25 protein-coding genes and 2 pseudogenes are annotated in these 17,287 nt (G+C 24.2%); 13 read left to right on the forward strand and 14 right to left on the reverse strand.

Annotated elements, in window-relative coordinates; translation table 4 throughout:
- Positions 1–28: 28 nt before the first annotated feature.
- Complete coding sequence (locus ACQH26_RS10120) at positions 29–388, reverse strand: helix-turn-helix domain-containing protein (protein WP_425381863.1); 360 nt, start codon at positions 386–388, stop codon at positions 29–31.
- A gap of 289 nt (positions 389–677) precedes the next feature.
- Between ACQH26_RS10120 and ACQH26_RS10125 the strand changes: the two genes are divergently transcribed.
- From ACQH26_RS10125 to ACQH26_RS10145, 5 genes are all read left to right on the forward strand, one after another.
- A complete protein-coding gene (locus ACQH26_RS10125) occupies positions 678–1,328 on the forward strand; it encodes an NAD(P)-dependent oxidoreductase (RefSeq protein ID WP_425382433.1) in 651 nt (216 codons plus the stop codon).
- 27 nt (positions 1,329–1,355) lie between these two features.
- Entirely contained in the window at positions 1,356–1,772 is a 417-nt protein-coding gene (locus ACQH26_RS10130; RefSeq protein ID WP_425382434.1) for an aldo/keto reductase, read from the forward strand.
- A gap of 57 nt (positions 1,773–1,829) precedes the next feature.
- Positions 1,830–2,619, forward strand: a protein-coding gene (locus tag ACQH26_RS10135; protein ID WP_425382012.1) for an IS5 family transposase whose coding sequence is annotated in 2 segments (ribosomal slippage) — positions 1,830–2,090 and positions 2,092–2,619 — 789 coding nt in all. Because the reading frame shifts where the segments join, the coding sequence is not laid out codon by codon here.
- A gap of 8 nt (positions 2,620–2,627) precedes the next feature.
- Positions 2,628–3,101 (forward strand): aldo/keto reductase family protein, encoded by a 474-nt coding sequence (locus ACQH26_RS10140; RefSeq protein WP_425383117.1) that lies wholly within the window; start codon positions 2,628–2,630, stop codon positions 3,099–3,101.
- Between the two features lie 24 nt (positions 3,102–3,125).
- Positions 3,126–5,810, forward strand: coding sequence for a cation-translocating P-type ATPase (locus tag ACQH26_RS10145; RefSeq protein ID WP_425382435.1), 2,685 nt, complete (start codon positions 3,126–3,128; stop codon positions 5,808–5,810).
- Here ACQH26_RS10145 and ACQH26_RS10150 read toward each other — a convergent pair.
- The 3 genes and pseudogenes from ACQH26_RS10150 to ACQH26_RS10160 form a co-directional block, all read right to left on the reverse strand.
- Positions 5,797–6,249: pseudogene (locus tag ACQH26_RS10150) on the reverse strand (transposase); the annotation flags it as partial. The gene ACQH26_RS10145 and the pseudogene ACQH26_RS10150 sit on opposite strands and share 14 nt — an antisense overlap.
- A gap of 3 nt (positions 6,250–6,252) precedes the next feature.
- Positions 6,253–6,741: an IS630 family transposase gene (locus tag ACQH26_RS10155; protein WP_425381862.1), complete on the reverse strand. Its 489-nt coding sequence runs from the start codon at positions 6,739–6,741 to the stop codon at positions 6,253–6,255.
- A gap of 40 nt (positions 6,742–6,781) precedes the next feature.
- Positions 6,782–7,141, reverse strand: coding sequence for an IS630 transposase-related protein (locus ACQH26_RS10160; RefSeq protein WP_425382436.1), 360 nt, complete (start codon positions 7,139–7,141; stop codon positions 6,782–6,784).
- Positions 7,142–7,712: 571 nt separating this feature from the next.
- Between ACQH26_RS10160 and ACQH26_RS10165 the strand changes: the two genes are divergently transcribed.
- Positions 7,713–8,072 (forward strand): IS630 transposase-related protein, encoded by a 360-nt coding sequence (locus tag ACQH26_RS10165; RefSeq protein ID WP_425382039.1) that lies wholly within the window; start codon positions 7,713–7,715, stop codon positions 8,070–8,072.
- Between the two features lie 40 nt (positions 8,073–8,112).
- Positions 8,113–8,601, forward strand: a complete 489-nt coding sequence (locus tag ACQH26_RS10170) for an IS630 family transposase (protein ID WP_425382437.1) — start codon at positions 8,113–8,115, stop codon at positions 8,599–8,601.
- On the opposite strand, the gene ACQH26_RS10175 is transcribed toward ACQH26_RS10170, so the two are convergent.
- Complete coding sequence (locus tag ACQH26_RS10175; protein ID WP_425382438.1) at positions 8,598–8,954, reverse strand: IS3 family transposase; 357 nt, start codon at positions 8,952–8,954, stop codon at positions 8,598–8,600. The two genes, ACQH26_RS10170 and ACQH26_RS10175, sit on opposite strands and share 4 nt — an antisense overlap.
- 41 nt (positions 8,955–8,995) lie before the next feature.
- Positions 8,996–9,274 carry a transposase gene (locus ACQH26_RS10180; protein ID WP_425381925.1) on the reverse strand — a complete coding sequence of 93 codons (279 nt, stop codon included), beginning with the start codon at positions 9,272–9,274 and terminating at the stop codon, positions 8,996–8,998.
- Between the two features lie 400 nt (positions 9,275–9,674).
- Between ACQH26_RS10180 and ACQH26_RS10185 the strand changes: the two are divergent.
- Both ACQH26_RS10185 and ACQH26_RS10190 read left to right on the forward strand, forming a co-directional pair.
- Positions 9,675–10,520 (forward strand): annotated as a pseudogene (locus ACQH26_RS10185) (IS256 family transposase); the annotation flags it as partial.
- Between the two features lie 210 nt (positions 10,521–10,730).
- Complete coding sequence (locus ACQH26_RS10190; RefSeq protein WP_425383118.1) at positions 10,731–11,135, forward strand: transposase; 405 nt, start codon at positions 10,731–10,733, stop codon at positions 11,133–11,135.
- A gap of 184 nt (positions 11,136–11,319) precedes the next feature.
- Here ACQH26_RS10190 and ACQH26_RS10195 read toward each other — a convergent pair whose 3' ends face one another.
- The 7 genes from ACQH26_RS10195 to ACQH26_RS10225 form a co-directional block, all read right to left on the reverse strand.
- Positions 11,320–11,808 (reverse strand): IS630 family transposase, encoded by a 489-nt coding sequence (locus ACQH26_RS10195; RefSeq protein WP_425381862.1) that lies wholly within the window; start codon positions 11,806–11,808, stop codon positions 11,320–11,322.
- A 40-nt stretch (positions 11,809–11,848) separates the two neighbouring features.
- Positions 11,849–12,208, reverse strand: a complete 360-nt coding sequence (locus ACQH26_RS10200) for a helix-turn-helix domain-containing protein (protein WP_425381863.1) — start codon at positions 12,206–12,208, stop codon at positions 11,849–11,851.
- Between the two features lie 109 nt (positions 12,209–12,317).
- Positions 12,318–12,440 carry a hypothetical protein gene (locus ACQH26_RS10205; protein WP_425381957.1) on the reverse strand — a complete coding sequence of 41 codons (123 nt, stop codon included), beginning with the start codon at positions 12,438–12,440 and terminating at the stop codon, positions 12,318–12,320.
- A 40-nt stretch (positions 12,441–12,480) separates the two neighbouring features.
- Positions 12,481–12,840 (reverse strand): helix-turn-helix domain-containing protein, encoded by a 360-nt coding sequence (locus ACQH26_RS10210; RefSeq protein WP_425382076.1) that lies wholly within the window; start codon positions 12,838–12,840, stop codon positions 12,481–12,483.
- 117 nt (positions 12,841–12,957) lie between these two features.
- On the reverse strand, positions 12,958–13,821 hold the full coding sequence (locus ACQH26_RS10215; RefSeq protein WP_425382439.1) for an ABC transporter ATP-binding protein: 864 nt from the start codon (positions 13,819–13,821) through the stop codon (positions 12,958–12,960).
- Between the two features lie 19 nt (positions 13,822–13,840).
- On the reverse strand, positions 13,841–14,431 hold the full coding sequence (locus ACQH26_RS10220; RefSeq protein ID WP_425382440.1) for a hypothetical protein: 591 nt from the start codon (positions 14,429–14,431) through the stop codon (positions 13,841–13,843).
- Between the two features lie 74 nt (positions 14,432–14,505).
- Positions 14,506–14,817: a transposase gene (locus ACQH26_RS10225; protein ID WP_425383119.1), complete on the reverse strand. Its 312-nt coding sequence runs from the start codon at positions 14,815–14,817 to the stop codon at positions 14,506–14,508.
- Between the two features lie 64 nt (positions 14,818–14,881).
- On the opposite strand from ACQH26_RS10225, the gene ACQH26_RS10230 reads away from it, so the two are divergent.
- The 3 genes from ACQH26_RS10230 to ACQH26_RS10240 all read left to right on the forward strand — a co-directional run bounded on the left by ACQH26_RS10230 (position 14,882) and on the right by ACQH26_RS10240 (position 16,423).
- Positions 14,882–15,229 (forward strand): transposase family protein, encoded by a 348-nt coding sequence (locus tag ACQH26_RS10230; RefSeq protein WP_425381897.1) that lies wholly within the window; start codon positions 14,882–14,884, stop codon positions 15,227–15,229.
- A 4-nt stretch (positions 15,230–15,233) separates the two neighbouring features.
- Entirely contained in the window at positions 15,234–15,593 is a 360-nt protein-coding gene (locus ACQH26_RS10235) for a transposase family protein (protein WP_425382441.1), read from the forward strand.
- Between the two features lie 40 nt (positions 15,594–15,633).
- A protein-coding gene (locus ACQH26_RS10240) for an IS5 family transposase (protein ID WP_425382012.1) occupies positions 15,634–16,423 on the forward strand; the annotation gives its coding sequence in 2 pieces (ribosomal slippage) (positions 15,634–15,894 and positions 15,896–16,423; 789 coding nt in all).
- On the opposite strand, the gene ACQH26_RS10245 is transcribed toward ACQH26_RS10240, so the two are convergent.
- Complete coding sequence (locus ACQH26_RS10245; RefSeq protein ID WP_425382442.1) at positions 16,395–16,559, reverse strand: hypothetical protein; 165 nt, start codon at positions 16,557–16,559, stop codon at positions 16,395–16,397. The genes ACQH26_RS10240 and ACQH26_RS10245 overlap by 29 nt on opposite strands.
- A 376-nt stretch (positions 16,560–16,935) precedes the next feature.
- On the opposite strand from ACQH26_RS10245, the gene ACQH26_RS10250 reads away from it, so the two are divergent.
- Positions 16,936–17,241 carry a hypothetical protein gene (locus tag ACQH26_RS10250; protein WP_425382443.1) on the forward strand — a complete coding sequence of 102 codons (306 nt, stop codon included), beginning with the start codon at positions 16,936–16,938 and terminating at the stop codon, positions 17,239–17,241.
- Positions 17,242–17,287: the final 46 nt, after the last annotated feature.

The following is a 17,287-nucleotide window of genomic DNA, read 5'->3' on the forward strand; positions in this document are numbered from 1 at the left end:
TTCTTTTAAAAAATCTTCTTGTTTATTTTTATCTCTTTGTTCATATAGAAAAGTTTTTTTTATATGTATAATTTAGTTTTTTAAAATAGTTATAAACTGTTTCTTTAGTCATATTTCCAAATTTATCAATTACTTTTTGAACTGTAACATCTTTATTTTCTGCTAAATAATTTTTTAATTCATCTAAATCCTTTATTTTGTGGCTATGTCCTTTTTGATAATTCAAAATTGGTTTTATATGCCCAGTTTCTTTTTTTCTTTTTCTTCATAAAAATAAAGTCTTTCTAGTGATATTGAACACTTTACAAATTTCTTTAATTTTCATATTTTTACTTTCATAAGCTTCTATTACTTTTCTTCGTAAGTCTTCACTGTATGGTTTTGGCATAATTTAATCTTCCTAATCTATTTTAATTATTGCTGAATTGTACTTTTAAATTCAAAAACTGTTTAAATTACATATTATTATTTTACATTATTTATGAGTAAATATTACTTTAGTTAGCTATATAATTGTAAAATTGTAAGTAAAAGTAGCAATATTATAAATTAAAATCATAATTTTATGATTTACTAACACCCAAACTAATACCTAATATAAGGTGTACTTATGTTATAATTACTATAGTATATTGTTGACTCTTCGTTAAAATTAAGTTTGAAAAGGAGTACTAACTATGAAAATTGGAATTATTGGAGCATCAGGAAAATCAGGACTTGCCTTAACTAAAGAAGCTTTAAAACAGGGATATCAAGTTGTTGCCATTACTAGAAATCCTATTAAAATGCCAATTCTTAATAATGATAATCGATTGACCATTAAAAAAGCTGATCTTACTAATAAAAGTAGTATTAAAGCGGTTGTTAATGATGTTGATATTTTAATTAGTGCTTACGGCCCTACTATTGATAATCCCCAAAATATTCATCAGCAAGTTGCTAAAAACTTAATTACTATCATGCATGAATGTCAAAATATTAAAAGGTTATTAATTGTTGGTGGTGCTGGTAGTTTGTTAAATGATAAGAATGAAATATTAGTAGAAACAATTGCATTTCCTGAAGCATGAAAAGAGCATGCACAACAACAAGTTCAAGCATTAGCTACTTATCGTAGCAGTGACATTAATTGAACATATTTTAGCCCTTCTTTATACTATGACCCAGAATTACCAACTTTAGGCAAATTTAAAATTGGTAACAATCACTTAATTGTTAATAAAGAAGGAAAAAGTGAATTTAGTTATGGTGATGCTGCAATTGCTATTATTAATGAGATTAAAGAACAAAAATTTATTAAAAAACGTTTTACAGCGGGTTATAATTAATATTTTGTTTGAAAGGATATTAGACAAATGGTAAAACTTACAAAAGAACAAATTTTACAAAAAACGATAACTCTAAATAATGGTGTCAAAATTCCTCAATTTGGATTAGGTACATATTTAATGGTTGATAGTAAATCTATTTATAATTCAGTAATTTGTGCTTTGCAAAATGGTTATCGTCATATTGATACTGCAGAATATTATAAAAACGAGGAGATAATTGGTAATGCAATTAAAGATTTTTTAGCAGAAAATCCAGAAGTTAAAAGGGAAGATTTATTTATTACTTCTAAAATTTGAAATGACAATCATGAATATGAACTTACTAAAGATGCTTTGCGTGGTATCCTGACTCGTTTAAAACTAGATTATTTAGATTTATGTTTAATTCATTGACCAACTAAACAAAGTTTTGAATGTTGAAGAGCCTTAGAACCTGTTTAGAATCTTTTCGAAAATAATGTAAAATGATTATATATTTTAAAATCAGAGGTATATATTATGCATAAAAATTATCCAAGTCATGTCACCAAAGAACAATTTGAGAACATAAAATCAATTTTAGAAAATAGCAAAAAGAAAACAAAACCAAGAAGTTTAGATTTATATGAAGTATTTTGTGCAATTTTATATGTATTAAAAAGTGGTTGTCAATGAAGAATGCTACCAAAAAATTTTCCAAAATGACAAACTGTATATTATTATTTTCAAATTTGAAGTAAAAATAACGGTAAAGAAGCTAGTGTATGGCAATTAATTTTAAAAAAAATTGGTTAAAAAAGTTCGTATCAACAATAATCGCAAAGAACAAACTAGTTTTTGTATAATTGATTCGCAAAGTGTTAAAAATACAGATACTACTGAAAATAAAGGTTATGATGCTGGTAAAAAGATTTCAGGAATAAAGCGTCATATTATTGTTGATTCTCAAGGTTTACCACATGCAATTTACATAACCACAGCAGAAAAAACAGATCGTAATAGCGCTATAATAATGATTGAAAATGAAAAAGAAAATCTTTCTGCAGTTCAAAAAATAATAGTAGATGCTGGTTATACTGGTGAAAAATTTGCTTCTGAAATCAAAACAATCATAAATGCAAATGTTGAAATTATAAAACGCAATGAACTACATACTTTTGTAGTATTACCAAAAAGATGAATTGTAGAACGAAGCTTTGCTTGATTAGAAAAATACAGAAGATTATGAAAAAATTGTGAAAGAAAACTAAATACTAGTTTACAAATGGTTGTTCTTTCCTTTATTTCAGTTTTATTAAAAAGATTCTAAACAGGTTCTTAGAAGAATTTTATGAATATGGTAAAGTTAGGGCAATTGGTGTTTCAAATTTTAATAGTTCACAATTGAAAGATTTTTTAAAAAAAATAAAAATAAAACCAGCAATTAATCAAATTGAAACACATCCTGGTTTTAATCAAAAAAACACAATAGATTTTTGTTACGAGAATAATATTGCTGTTACTTCATGAAGAACAATGCTAGGTGGTAGAGCAGATGAAATACCATTATTACAAGAATTAGCAAATAAATACAAGGTTACTACTAGTCACATTGCTTTAAGATGAGCTTGACAATTGGGTCAAGTAGTTATTCCTAAATCAACTAATCCAGAGCGAATTATTAGTAATCCCGATATTGGGGGTTTTGAACTAACAGAAGAAGAAATGTTAAAAATTCAAAAATTACCACAAACTGCTTTAGGACCACAATCTAATGATAAAAAATTTTGAAAAGGAATTATGATGGATTAAATTTAAAAAGGGGGTTAAATAATTGTGATTTGAAATGATTCAACTAAGGAATTAGCAAAAAAATTAAATACTAATTTTGTTACAGGTTTAACTGAAGAAGCCGCAGCTCAATTGCTAATAGAAACAGGACCTAATCAATTACCAGTTACGAAAAAAAAACCAATTTGAAAAATAGTTTTAGCACATTTTATTGAACCATTTGTTTTAGTATTAATTGTATTAGCAATTATTGCTACTGTTATTGGTCAATGACAAGAAGCATTAGTTGTTTTTTTAATTGTAATTGTTGATGCTACTTTGGCTACTTATCAAGAAGTAAAAGCTGCGGCTTCTTTGGACTCTTTAAAGAAATTAGTTTCTTCACAAGCAGTAGTAATTCGTAATGGTAATAAATACGATATTGATGCTAAAGATTTAGTGGTAGGTGATTTGGTTTATTTAGATGCGGGAATGTTTGTACCTGCTGATCTGCGTATTATTCAGTCTTATAATTTACGTACTAATGAATCACTTTTAACTGGTGAATCAACCTTAATTAGTAAAACTACTGAAGCATTAACTGAAGAAAAATTGTCAATTGGTGAAAGAACTAATCTTGCTTTTATGTCTACTTCTATTGCGACAGGTAGTGGTCTTGGTTTAGTTTATGCAACAGCAAAAACTTCTGAAATTGGAAAAATAACTAAGTTATTACAAGAAGAAAAAGAACCTAAATCACCATTAACGCGACAAATGTCTTTTTTAATTAGAATAATTTCAGTTTTTGCTTTATTATTAGGTTTAGCTATGTTTTTACTACAATTTTTCTTAATTAAAGTACCTGCTATTAATGCTTTAATTTTTGGAATTGCTTTAACAATAGCAGTAATACCTGAAGGTTTGCAAGTTATTGTTACCGTTTCATTATCACTGGGAAGTTCAAGAATGGCAAAAAAACATGCTATTGTTAAATATTTACCTGCTGTTGAAACATTAGGTCAAGTTGATATTATTTGTTCTGATAAAACCGGAACTTTAACACAAAATAAAATGACTGTTAAAAAATATTATTTAACAAAATCAGTTAATGATAGTAATGACTTTAAAAAGAAAACTAAGCAAGAACAATTATTTTTAGATTGTTTAGTATTATGTAATAATAGTGAAGTTAGTAAAAATAAAACTATTGGTGATCCAACGGAAGCAGCACTTATTAATTGATCAGAAACATTAAAGTTTCCAACAAAGGTACTTAGTGATAAACATACTCGAGTTCATGAAATACCTTTTGATTCCAATCGTAAATTAATGTCAACAATTAATGAATACGATAAAGAAACTTATGTTTTTGTTAAAGGTGCGGTTGATAATATGATTAATATTTGTACTCATGCGCTTATTAATAACGAAAGGGTAGTATTAACTGCACAAATTAAAAAAGAAATAATTGCAAGTATGGAAGAAATGTCAAATTCAGCATTACGTGTTTTAGGAGCAAGTTATAAAACTGTTAATAATACGAAAGATTATAGTAATATTAGTGAAATTGAAAGTAATTTAACTTTTTTAGGATTAGTTGGAATGATTGATCCACCAAGAAACGAAGTTAAAGATTCTTTAGTTAAAACTAAAAAAGCAGGTATTGATACAATTATGATTACTGGTGATCATTTAAATACTGCTGTTGCTATTGGTCAAGAATTAGGTTTGATTGAAAATAAAACACAAGCACTTAGTGGTAATACGATTGATGATATTCCAGAAGAATCATTTAATGCTAATATTAATCAATATCGAGTTTTTGCTCGTGTTTCTCCTGAACATAAAGTTAAGATTGTTAAAGCATTACAGAGTCATAATAAGGTTGTTTCGATGACTGGTGATGGTGTTAATGATGCTCCTAGTTTAAAAGCGGCAGATATTGGAGTAGCGATGGGTATTATGGGAACCGATGTTGCTAAAGAATCTTCACAAATAGTATTAACTGATGATAATTTTGCTACTATTGTTGATGCTATTGAAGAAGGGCGCAATATTTACAGTAAAATTAAAAGAATTGTTATTTTTATTTTAATTACTAATATGGCCCAAGTATTTTCAATTGTTATTGGTGCTATTTTTGGATGAAATGAATTATTGCAACCAATTCAAATTTTATGAATTAATTTAATTGTTGAATCTGTTATTGCAATTCCAATGTCAATGGGACCTAATAACCCTGATTTAATGCTTAGAAAACCAACGAAACGGAATGATAGAATTCTTACTGGTAGTTGAGGATTTATTGGCATTGTTAGTATAATATTAAGTACCTTATTACTATTAGCTTTTCATTTTTTACCTCAAATTTTACGTGAAAATAATAGTGAAGGTTTTGTTTTTGTTTTTGTTATAATGACTAATGCTCCTGTTTTTTATGCATTTTCTTTTGTTTCAGGTGCTAATACAAGTATTTTTAATAAGATTACTTGAAAAAATAAATATATTTGAGTTGCGGCGATTAGTGCTTTTGCTATTAATACTTTTATTATTTTTACACCTGTTGTTAGCAATGCTTTTGGTATTGGTGCTGGTTTTCGGGCAGTTGATTGATTACTTTGTATTGCTTTATCAACAATACCAATGTGATTATTAGAAGTGTATAAAGGAATTAGACTTTTAGTTAATAAATTAATTAAAAAAGAACAAAATAATGGAATGGCAACACTTTTTAGGACTATTTTTTGGTAGACATTTGTTTTTGATAATTAACTGGAGTTAAGTAGTTTAAAGTGCTGTGGATTCTTATGTTGTTGTATCAATTGATGTAATCAAATAATTCTAATTTTAATTGGATTAATGATCTAAAATTTTTATCATTAATAAATTCAGTTTTGAAAGTTTTAAAAGTTGCTTCAGCAACAGCATTGTCATAAGGACAACCTTTTTTGCTTAAAGAGCGAGTAATATTGAATGCTAGTAAAAGTTTATCAATAATTTTATTATTAAATTCATTACCACAATCACTATGAAATATTTGAATATCTTTTAAACAGCGATTTGATTGCATAAATGCTTGATGTACTAATAAGGCATCTTTTCTAGTACCTACACTATGTCCAATAATTTCGCGGTTAAATAGGTCAATTAATAAGCAAATATAGTTTCATTTACCATTAACTTGAACATATAGCTAACTAAAGTAATGTTTACTCATATCTTGAAAAACAAAATCAATCGCTTTTTTAATATTTGGTCAATAATTTGGTAATATTTTTCTTATATTATGTTTTATAGCAAATCAAAAATGTTCAATTGGATTTAAATTAGGAGAATATGGCGGAAGAAATAATAGTTTGCATCCAGCATTTTCAATTAATTGTTGTGTTAATTTAGATTTATGAAACGTTGCATTATCTAAAACTATAATTTGTCCACGCTTTAATACTGGAATTAGTTTATTTTTAACATATGATTCAAAAATTTTACTATTGCAATGTCCTTCAAATGCTCATAAGGCTTTTAATTTACCTTTATTTAGTGAACCAATTATACTCATTCTCTTTATTTTATATGCGGGTTTATTATCAAATAATCTTTTACCTTTTTCAGATCAACCATATTTATAAAATTCATTATCATCAATTCCAGATTCATCAATATATACTAAATCTTCATTCATTATTTTAGCTATTTCTTTTAAAAAATCTTCTTGTTTATTTTTATCTCTTTGTTCATATAGAAAAGTTTTTTTTATATGTATAATTTAGTTTTTTAAAATAGTTATAAACTGTTTCTTTAGTCATATTTCCATATTTATCAATTACTTTTTGAACTGTAACATCTTTATTTTCTGCTAAATAATTTTTTAATTCATCTAAATCCTTTATTTTGTGGCTATGTCCTTTTTGATAATTCAAAATTGGTTTTATATGCCCAGTTTCTTTTTTTCTTTTTCTTCATAAAAATAAAGTCTTTCTAGTGATATTGAACACTTTACAAATTTCTTTAATTTTCATATTTTTACTTTCATAAGCTTCTATTACTTTTCTTCGTAAGTCTTCACTGTATGGTTTTCGCATAATTTAATCTTCCTAATCTATTTTAATTATTGCTGAATTGTACTTTTAAATTCAAAAACTGTTTAAATTACATATTATTATTTTACATTATTTATGAGTAAATATTACTTTAGTTAGCTATAAATTATCAAGCAAATTATTAGGATAGTAACCCATATCTTCTGTTATTATTCTTACTGATTCAAAATCAAATCAATTAAATAGTTTTTCATATAGTACAATTTCTATACGTTCTTTTCTAGAACTATCTGTATATACTTTTTCAATATTCAAAAATTTTTATAAAAACTTTCACCTATACTTTCTATTTCTTTTCATGTTCATGGAAAAGTTGAGCTAATTGCAATATCACTATTATCATAAATATCATCATGATTATATAAAATTTTTATTTTAAATTGAAACCTTTTACCATAACTTCAATCCATATCTTCATAATAGTACCTTATTATAGCTAACTAAAGTAATATTTACTCATAAATAATGTAAAATAATAATATGTAATTTAAACAGTTTTTGAATTTAAAAGTACAATTCAGCAATAATTAAAATAGATTAGGAAGATTAAATTATGCGAAAACCATACAGTGAAGACTTACGAAGAAAAGTAATAGAAGCTTATGAAAGTAAAAATATGAAAATTAAAGAAATTTGTAAAGTGTTCAATATCACTAGAAAGACTTTATTTTTATGAAGAAAAAGAAAAAAAGAAACTGGGCATATAAAACCAATTTTGAATTATCAAAAAGGACATAGCCACAAAATAAAGGATTTAGATGAATTAAAAAATTATTTAGCAGAAAATAAAGATGTTACAGTTCAAAAAGTAATTGATAAATTTGGAAATATGACTAAAGAAACAGTTTATAACTATTTTAAAAAACTAAATTATACATATAAAAAAAACTTTTCTATATGAACAAAGAGATAAAAATAAACAAGAAGATTTTTTAAAAGAAATAGCTAAAATAATGAATGAAGATTTAGTATATATTGATGAATCTGGAATTGATGATAATGAATTTTATAAATATGGTTGATCTGAAAAAGGTAAAAGATTATTTGATAATAAACCCGCATATAAAATAAAGAGAATGAGTATAATTGGTTCACTAAATAAAGGTAAATTAAAAGCCTTATGAGCATTTGAAGGACATTGCAATAGTAAAATTTTTGAATCATATGTTAAAAATAAACTAATTCCAGTATTAAAGCGTGGACAAATTATAGTTTTAGATAATGCAACGTTTCATAAATCTAAATTAACACAACAATTAATTGAAAATGCTGGATGCAAACTATTATTTCTTCCGCCATATTCTCCTAATTTAAATCCAATTGAACATTTTTGATTTGCTATAAAACATAATATAAGAAAAATATTACCAAATTATTGACCAAATATTAAAAAAGCGATTGATTTTGTTTTTCAATATATGAGTAAACATTACTTTAGTTAGCTATAAGTTAAATCACTGACAATAACTTCATTTTTAAGCCTATTATTAAAGTTTCTATTCACAAGATTAGTGATTTTTTCATCATTTACTTTGTTATTATGATTTTTGAATGATAATTTAGTGTATTTTGATATTAAATTATGCTTATTCATAATTTCTTTAATTTTTCGTCTTGATAAATAAATTTCTTGGTTTTCTAATATTACTTTTAATCTTCTTGTTCCATAAACACATTTATTTTCTTTAAAAGCACTAATAATAGCTTCATCATAAATATTATTTTGAATTTTATTTTCTTTTTTCTTTAAATTAAAATAATATGTTGATTTAGAAATTTTTAAAAAATGACACATTGTGCGAATTTTATATTTAAACTTATTGTTTGTAATAATTTCTATTTTCTGCCTATTATTAGTGCTGCTTGCTTTAAAATATCATTTTCCATTCGTAATTGTTTTAATTCTTTTCTTAATTTAATTAATTCATTTTCTTCAACAGAACGATTATCTTTAGCTTTAAAACTACCTGAATTAGTAAATTGCTTAATTCAATTATAAGTAGCTGCTCTTGTAACATTATATTCTTTAGCAAGGTAAGATACTGATTTGCCGCTTTGATATAAAGCTACTATTTGTTTTTTAAATTCATCGGTATATGAATTAATATTGGCCATAATTATAGTTCCTTTCTTTCAACTAATTTGTTCACTTGTCTACGTAATTAGTGTCCAATAAAGTGTAACCCATCCATAAAGTAAAAGTTAAATAATATAGAATGGAAAATTAATAATGAGAATTATTCCGTATGAATTATTTAGTTATACACCAGATATGAGTTTAACTGCATTGCGTAAGGAACTACTAATGTATGATCATTGTTTAAATAAAAAAATTACAAATATGGCAATGCAACCATTTTTAGACTTGGAACGCAACTATTTTAATTTACTTTTATGTAAATGAGAATTAGAAATGCAAAAGGTAATGTTTAGTAATCTGTGTAACTTACAAAAATAACTATGTTTAATTAATTCTAGTAAATATAATTAAATGACTAGAAAGAGTGAGTTACAGATGGCTAAAAAACAAAGTATTAATAATAATGATCCAATATCAAAAGCAGTAGATTTATTACTAGAAAATACTGAAGATTTAACAACAGTATTTAAAGAAGGAGGATTATATAAAGAATTAACAAAAAGATTAGTAGAAAAGATGTTAAATTCTGAAATGCAAAATTATTTAGGGTATGAAAAAAATCAACATAGTAATAGTGAAAATGCTCGTAATGGTATAAGTTCAAAAAAATTAATAACTCAACAAGGTAAAATTGAAATTAATGTACCAAGAGATCGTAATAGTGATTTTACTCCTGTAATAGTTGCAAAAAGACAGAGAAGATTTGATGGCTTTGATCAACAAGTTCTTTCACTATATGCCAAAGGAATGACTTTATCAGATATTAGAATGCAGTTGCAAGAGTTATATCATGGTGCAGATATTAGTGAAAGTGTTATTAGTCAAATTACTGATGATGTGATAGATGATGTCAAGGCGTGGCAAAATCGACCATTAGAAAGTATTTATTCTATTGTTTATTTTGATTGTATAGTAGTTAAAGTACGGCAAGATAAACGCATTATTAACAAATCAGTTTATATAGCATTAGGAGTGGATTTAGAAGGCAAAAAAGATGTTTTAGGTTTATGAATTAGTGAAAATGAAGGTTCTAAATTTTGACTAGCTAATTTTACAGAAATGAAAAATCGAGGCTTAAATGATATTTTGATTGCTTGTAGTGATAATTTAACAGGCATGTCAGAAGCAATACAAGCAGTTTATCCTAAAACTGAACATCAATTATGCATAGTTCATCAAATTAGAAATAGTTTAAAATATGTTTCATACAAACATCGAAAAACCTTAGAACCTGTTTAGGATCTTTTTTGATTAATTTTTAATAAAATTTATATTATAATGGTTATTTTATAATAAAAAATAGATTTTTAGTCGATAAGTTTTCAAATGATAAAATCTTTTTAACAAAAAAATGAAAAAGAAAATAAATTATTGGTTAAATACCTATTTATAAATGATTATTTCTTGTTTTAGTTAAATTCTATTAAAAAGATCCTAAACAGGTTCTTAGTTGCAGATTTAAAACCAATTTATAGTGCATGTAGTGAAGAACAAGCAATGCAAGCTTTAGAATCATTTGAAAGTAAATGAAATAAACAATATCCGCAAATTACTAAATCTTGATATAAAAATTGAGATAATTTAATGGTTTTTATTAGTTATCCACCAGAAATTAAAAGAGTGATTTATACTACAAATGCTATTGAATCTGTTAATAGTCAATTACGAAAAGTTATCAGAAATAAAAAAGTTTTTCCTAATGATATGGCAGTTTTCAAAATATTTTACTTAGCAATTGAAAATATAACAAAAAAATGAACAATGCCCATTCAAAATTGAAATACAGCAATTGCTCATTTTATGATAAAATTTGAAGATAGAATTAATCTGAACTAGTAACTTTGTAAAACAAAGATACACAGATTACATAAAAGCCTCATGCAAAAACAAAATCATTATGTTAATTCATTATTTAAATGTTATACTAAATACAATGATTTTGAATTTGTTGCAACTCCTGATTTTTTAATTATTGAATGTTGTATACAATGAGATTTAAAAGGTTTTCAGCCATATATAGCTAACTAAAGTAATGTTTACTCATATCTTGAAAAACAAAATCAATCGCTTTTTTAATATTTGGTCAATAATTTGGTAATATTTTTCTTATATTATGTTTTATAGCAAATCAAAAATGTTCAATTGGATTTAAATTAGGAGAATATGGCGGAAGAAATAATAGTTTGCATCCAGCATTTTCAATTAATTGTTGTGTTAATTTAGATTTATGAAACGTTGCATTATCTAAAACTATAATTTGTCCACGCTTTAATACTGGAATTAGTTTATTTTTAACATATGATTCAAAAATTTTACTATTGCAATGTCCTTCAAATGCTCATAAGGCTTTTAATTTACCTTTATTTAGTGAACCAATTATACTCATTCTCTTTATTTTATATGCGGGTTTATTATCAAATAATCTTTTACCTTTTTCAGATCAACCATATTTATAAAATTCATTATCATCAATTCCAGATTCATCAATATATACTAAATCTTCATTCATTATTTTAGCTATTTCTTTTAAAAAATCTTCTTGTTTATTTTTATCTCTTTGTTCATATAGAAAAGTTTTTTTTATATGTATAATTTAGTTTTTTAAAATAGTTATAAACTGTTTCTTTAGTCATATTTCCAAATTTATCAATTACTTTTTGAACTGTAACATCTTTATTTTCTGCTAAATAATTTTTTAATTCATCTAAATCCTTTATTTTGTGGCTATGTCCTTTTTGATAATTCAAAATTGGTTTTATATGCCCAGTTTCTTTTTTTCTTTTTCTTCATAAAAATAAAGTCTTTCTAGTGATATTGAACACTTTACAAATTTCTTTAATTTTCATATTTTTACTTTCATAAGCTTCTATTACTTTTCTTCGTAAGTCTTCACTGTATGGTTTTGGCATAATTTAATCTTCCTAATCTATTTTAATTATTGCTGAATTGTACTTTTAAATTCAAAAACTGTTTAAATTACATATTATTATTTTACATTATTTATGAGTAAATATTACTTTAGTTAGCTATATATGCGGGTTTATTATCAAATAATCTTTTACCTTTTTCAGATCAACCATATTTATAAAATTCATTATCATCAATTCCAGATTCATCAATATATACTAAATCTTCATTCATTATTTTAGCTATTTCTTTTAAAAAATCTTCTTGTTTATTTTTATCTCTTTGTTCATATAAAAAAGTTTTTTTTATATGTATAATTTAGTTTTTTAAAATAGTTATAAACTGTTTCTTTAGTCATATTTCCAAATTTATCAATTACTTTTTGAACTGTAACATCTTTATTTTCTGCTAAATAATTTTTTAATTCATCTAAATCCTTTATTTTGTGGCTATGTCCTTTTTGATAATTCAAAATTGGTTTTATATGCCCAGTTTCTTTTTTTCTTTTTCTTCATAAAAATAAAGTCTTTCTAGTGATATTGAACACTTTACAAATTTCTTTAATTTTCATATTTTTACTTTCATAAGCTTCTATTACTTTTCTTCGTAAGTCTTCACTGTATGGTTTTGGCATAATTTAATCTTCCTAATCTATTTTAATTATTGCTGAATTGTACTTTTAAATTCAAAAACTGTTTAAATTACATATTATTATTTTACATTATTTATGAGTAAATATTACTTTAGTTAGCTATATAACAATTTTCTTTTCACTCAAAATAAAATTAAGTTGTAATATATAATTTTTATCAATTAATTTAATTAAAATACTATCAGTATCTTTATTATATTTAAATTGAAAATTATATAAACTTAAAAGTGATGATGCTACAAGATTATTGCTTGTTTTTAAAACAAAAATTTTACCAACACCAAATTTATCAATTGGCCCAGTATAAATTAATTTACCATATTCAATAATAGTACAATTATCAATAATATCTTTTGTTTCATCAATCATATGAGTTGTTAATAAAATAGTTTTTCCTTCTTTTTTTAAATCTTGTAAAACAGAAGTAAAAAATTTTCTTGATTCTGAATCTAAATTAGCTCCTGGTTCATCTAAAATAACTAGGTTTGGATCATGTGCTAGGGCAACAATTAACATAATTCTATTTTTCATTCCTGAAGAAAATGAATTTAAAGATTTATTACGTGATTCTCATAAACCAAAATTTTTTAATAATCTTTCTAAATTTACTAGTAATTTACTTTCTGAAATTATTGTTGTTTTACCTAAAAATTTCAAAAAATTATAAGCACTTAATCCTTGAGGAAAATTTTCTATATTCAAAGAATAGCCTAAACTATTTTTTGAAAAAGTTGTTCCCGCTTTATAGCCATTAATGGTAATTAATCCTTCATAATTACTTTTTGGAATAGCACCAATAATTGATTTCAACAGTACTGATTTACCACTTCCTGAACGGCCAACTAAAGCATGAATAGTTCCTTCAAATACAGTAAAGTTAATATTATTCATGTGAAATTTCTTAAATTTTTTACTATAGTTTTGAACATTAATTAAAATTTTATTTTTATCATTTGTTGACATAAATACTCTCCTAACTAACTTATCCAATATTCTTTTTTAAGAAAAAACAAAATGATAAGAAAAATAAAACAATACACAACACACCGTAAAATAAACTAACAATCAAATTATTTTGTATGCTTGTAGTATTATTAACATCAATTTTATATTCGCTATTTAAATGAAAAGTAAAATCAGGATAACTAAATAAAGTATTTTTTTGAACATTAAAATCAATACTTGATAAAGCTACTGGTTTAAATCAAAAATTACCATAACATCCCATATAATTTGTTCACATTTGGTTTCAATGCTCAATAAAATTAAAATAGTTAATCAAAGTATATAAATTCATATTATTTTTAAATGCAATAAAATTTTCATCATTTAAAACTTTTTCTGATTTAACTTGATAATAAATTCATATTTGATTATAAATGTAATCTTCCACAGTTCTTAATAAAATATAAATTGGATTAAAAAAAAGATTATCATATTTGTTACGTAATGGACTGCTAAATTTAACATAATATCCACCATCTTTAAAAGCTCTTGTTCAATCATCACTAGTTAATGTTTTTTTATTACTACCTTCCTCAACATAAGATTTAGCAAGATCATATTCTAACAAATCAGGTATTTTTGATTTTTGTAAATAACAAAAATTATTAATTTCAAATTCATTATTATAATCTTCATATATAACTAACTAAAGTAATGTTTACTCATATCTTGAAAAACAAAATCAATCGCTTTTTTAATATTTGGTCAATAATTTGGTAATATTTTTCTTATATTATGTTTTATAGCAAATCAAAAATGTTCAATTGGATTTAAATTAGGAGAATATGGCGGAAGAAATAATAGTTTGCATCCAGCATTTTCAATTAATTGTTGTGTTAATTTAGATTTATGAAACGTTGCATTATCTAAAACTATAATTTGTCCACGCTTTAATACTGGAATTAGTTTATTTTTAACATATGATTCAAAAATTTTACTAGACTTACTGCATAACTAGTTAACTTTTCATTTTTTTGTTATTATTAAAATAAAATTTGAATAGTTAAGGATAAATTTTATGACATATTTTGAATTAAAAGATAAACCGGATCAATATTTTCGTAAAATAGTTGGTATTAATAAACTAGTTTTTAATGAAATTTTAAATATTTTATTAGATCATCAAAATCTAAAAAATACCACTGGTGGAAGGCCATATAAAATGTCAATAGAAGATAGACTAGTAATGACTTTAAGATATTTATATGAAAATCGTACATATCATAGTATTGGTGCTGAGTATGATATGGTTGATACTACTGCTTTACGAAATATTCGTTCAATTGAAGACATTTTAATAAATAATAATAAGTTTAATAATTTAACAAATAAAAATATTTTTTTAAAAAGAAGAATTCAAAAATAAAATTTTGATAATTGATGTAACAGAAGTAGAAACAGAACGACCAAAATATAATCAAAAAGATTGATTTTCTGGCAAAAAATGAATGCATACTGTTAAGTTTCAAACCATAATTAATGCACATACTAATGAAATTTTAAATATTTTTCCTGATACTGGTAAAAATCATGATTTTAAAACTTTTAAAAATTCAAAGTTAGAATTTTTGTCAGAAACTGTAATTCTTGCAGATAAAGGTTATCAAGGTTTACAAAAAATTCATAGTAATACATTTTTACCCATTAAAACTAGTAAAAATAATCCTAAAACAAGTAAAATTAAAATTTTTAATAATCTTAGAACCTGTTTAGAATCTTTTCGAAAATAATGTAAAATGATTATATATTTTAAAATCAGAGGTATATATTATGCATAAAAATTATCCAAGTCATGTCACCAAAGAACAATTTGAGAACATAAAATCAATTTTAGAAAATAGCAAAAAGAAAACAAAACCAAGAAGTTTAGATTTATATGAAGTATTTTGTGCAATTTTATATGTATTAAAAAGTGGTTGTCAATGAAGAATGCTACCAAAAAATTTTCCAAAATGACAAACTGTATATTATTATTTTCAAATTTGAAGTAAAAATAACGGTAAAGAAGCTAGTGTATGGCAATTAATTTTAAAAAAAATTGGTTAAAAAAGTTCGTATCAACAATAATCGCAAAGAACAAACTAGTTTTTGTATAATTGATTCGCAAAGTGTTAAAAATACAGATACTACTGAAAATAAAGGTTATGATGCTGGTAAAAAGATTTCAGGAATAAAGCGTCATATTATTGTTGATTCTCAAGGTTTACCACATGCAATTTACATAACCACAGCAGAAAAAACAGATCGTAATAGCGCTATAATAATGATTGAAAATGAAAAAGAAAATCTTTCTGCAGTTCAAAAAATAATAGTAGATGCTGGTTATACTGGTGAAAAATTTGCTTCTGAAATCAAAACAATCATAAATGCAAATGTTGAAATTATAAAACGCAATGAACTACATACTTTTGTAGTATTACCAAAAAGATGAATTGTAGAACGAAGCTTTGCTTGATTAGAAAAATACAGAAGATTATGAAAAAATTGTGAAAGAAAACTAAATACTAGTTTACAAATGGTTGTTCTTTCCTTTATTTCAGTTTTATTAAAAAGATTCTAAACAGGTTCTTATTAAAAATTTTAATTTTACTTGTTTTAGGATTATTTTTACTAGTTTTAATGGGTAAAAATGTATTACTATGAATTTTTTGTAAACCTTGATAACCTTTATCTGCAAGAATTACAGTTTCTGACAAAAATTCTAACTTTGAATTTTTAAAAGTTTTAAAATCATGATTTTTACCAGTATCAGGAAAAATATTTAAAATTTCATTAGTAGACTTACTGCATAACTAGTTATGCAGTAAGTCTAAGAACCTGTTTAGGATCTTTTTTGATTAATTTTTAATAAAATTTATATTATAATGGTTATTTTATAATAAAAAATAGATTTTTAGTCGATAAGTTTTCAAATGATAAAATCTTTTTAACAAAAAAATGAAAAAGAAAATAAATTATTGGTTAAGTACCTATTTATAAATGATTATTTCTTGTTTTAGTTAAATTCTATTAAAAAGATCCTAAACAGGTTCTAAGGTAATAACTAAACTGCAAAAAGATAAACTAGTACGAATGAATCTTAAGGATGCACAACGTCAAAGAAAACTTAATAAAAAAAATAGTCCTTTATTAGGAACACTTAGTGATAAAATTATAAAAAGTAAAAATAAAATTAAAAAAAGAAAAGATAAACTGCAAGAAGCAGAAAATAAATTAAAAAATTTAAAAGCAAAAAATCAAAGATTAGAAGAAAAAGAACTTAATAAACAAGTTAAAATAGCTAAAAAGTTAAAAAAAATTAATAATTTTCAAAATGAAGTAAATGATAGTGAACCATTAATTACTAGATATAATTCTTCACCTTCACGTTCATTATAATATTTTTCTTATTTAAAAAAAGATTGCAACCGCAATCTTTTTTATT

This window comes from Spiroplasma endosymbiont of Melieria omissa (assembly GCF_964031175.1).
Classification (GTDB): Bacteria; Bacillota_I; Bacilli_A; order Mycoplasmatales; family VBWQ01; genus Spiroplasma_E; species Spiroplasma_E ixodetis_A.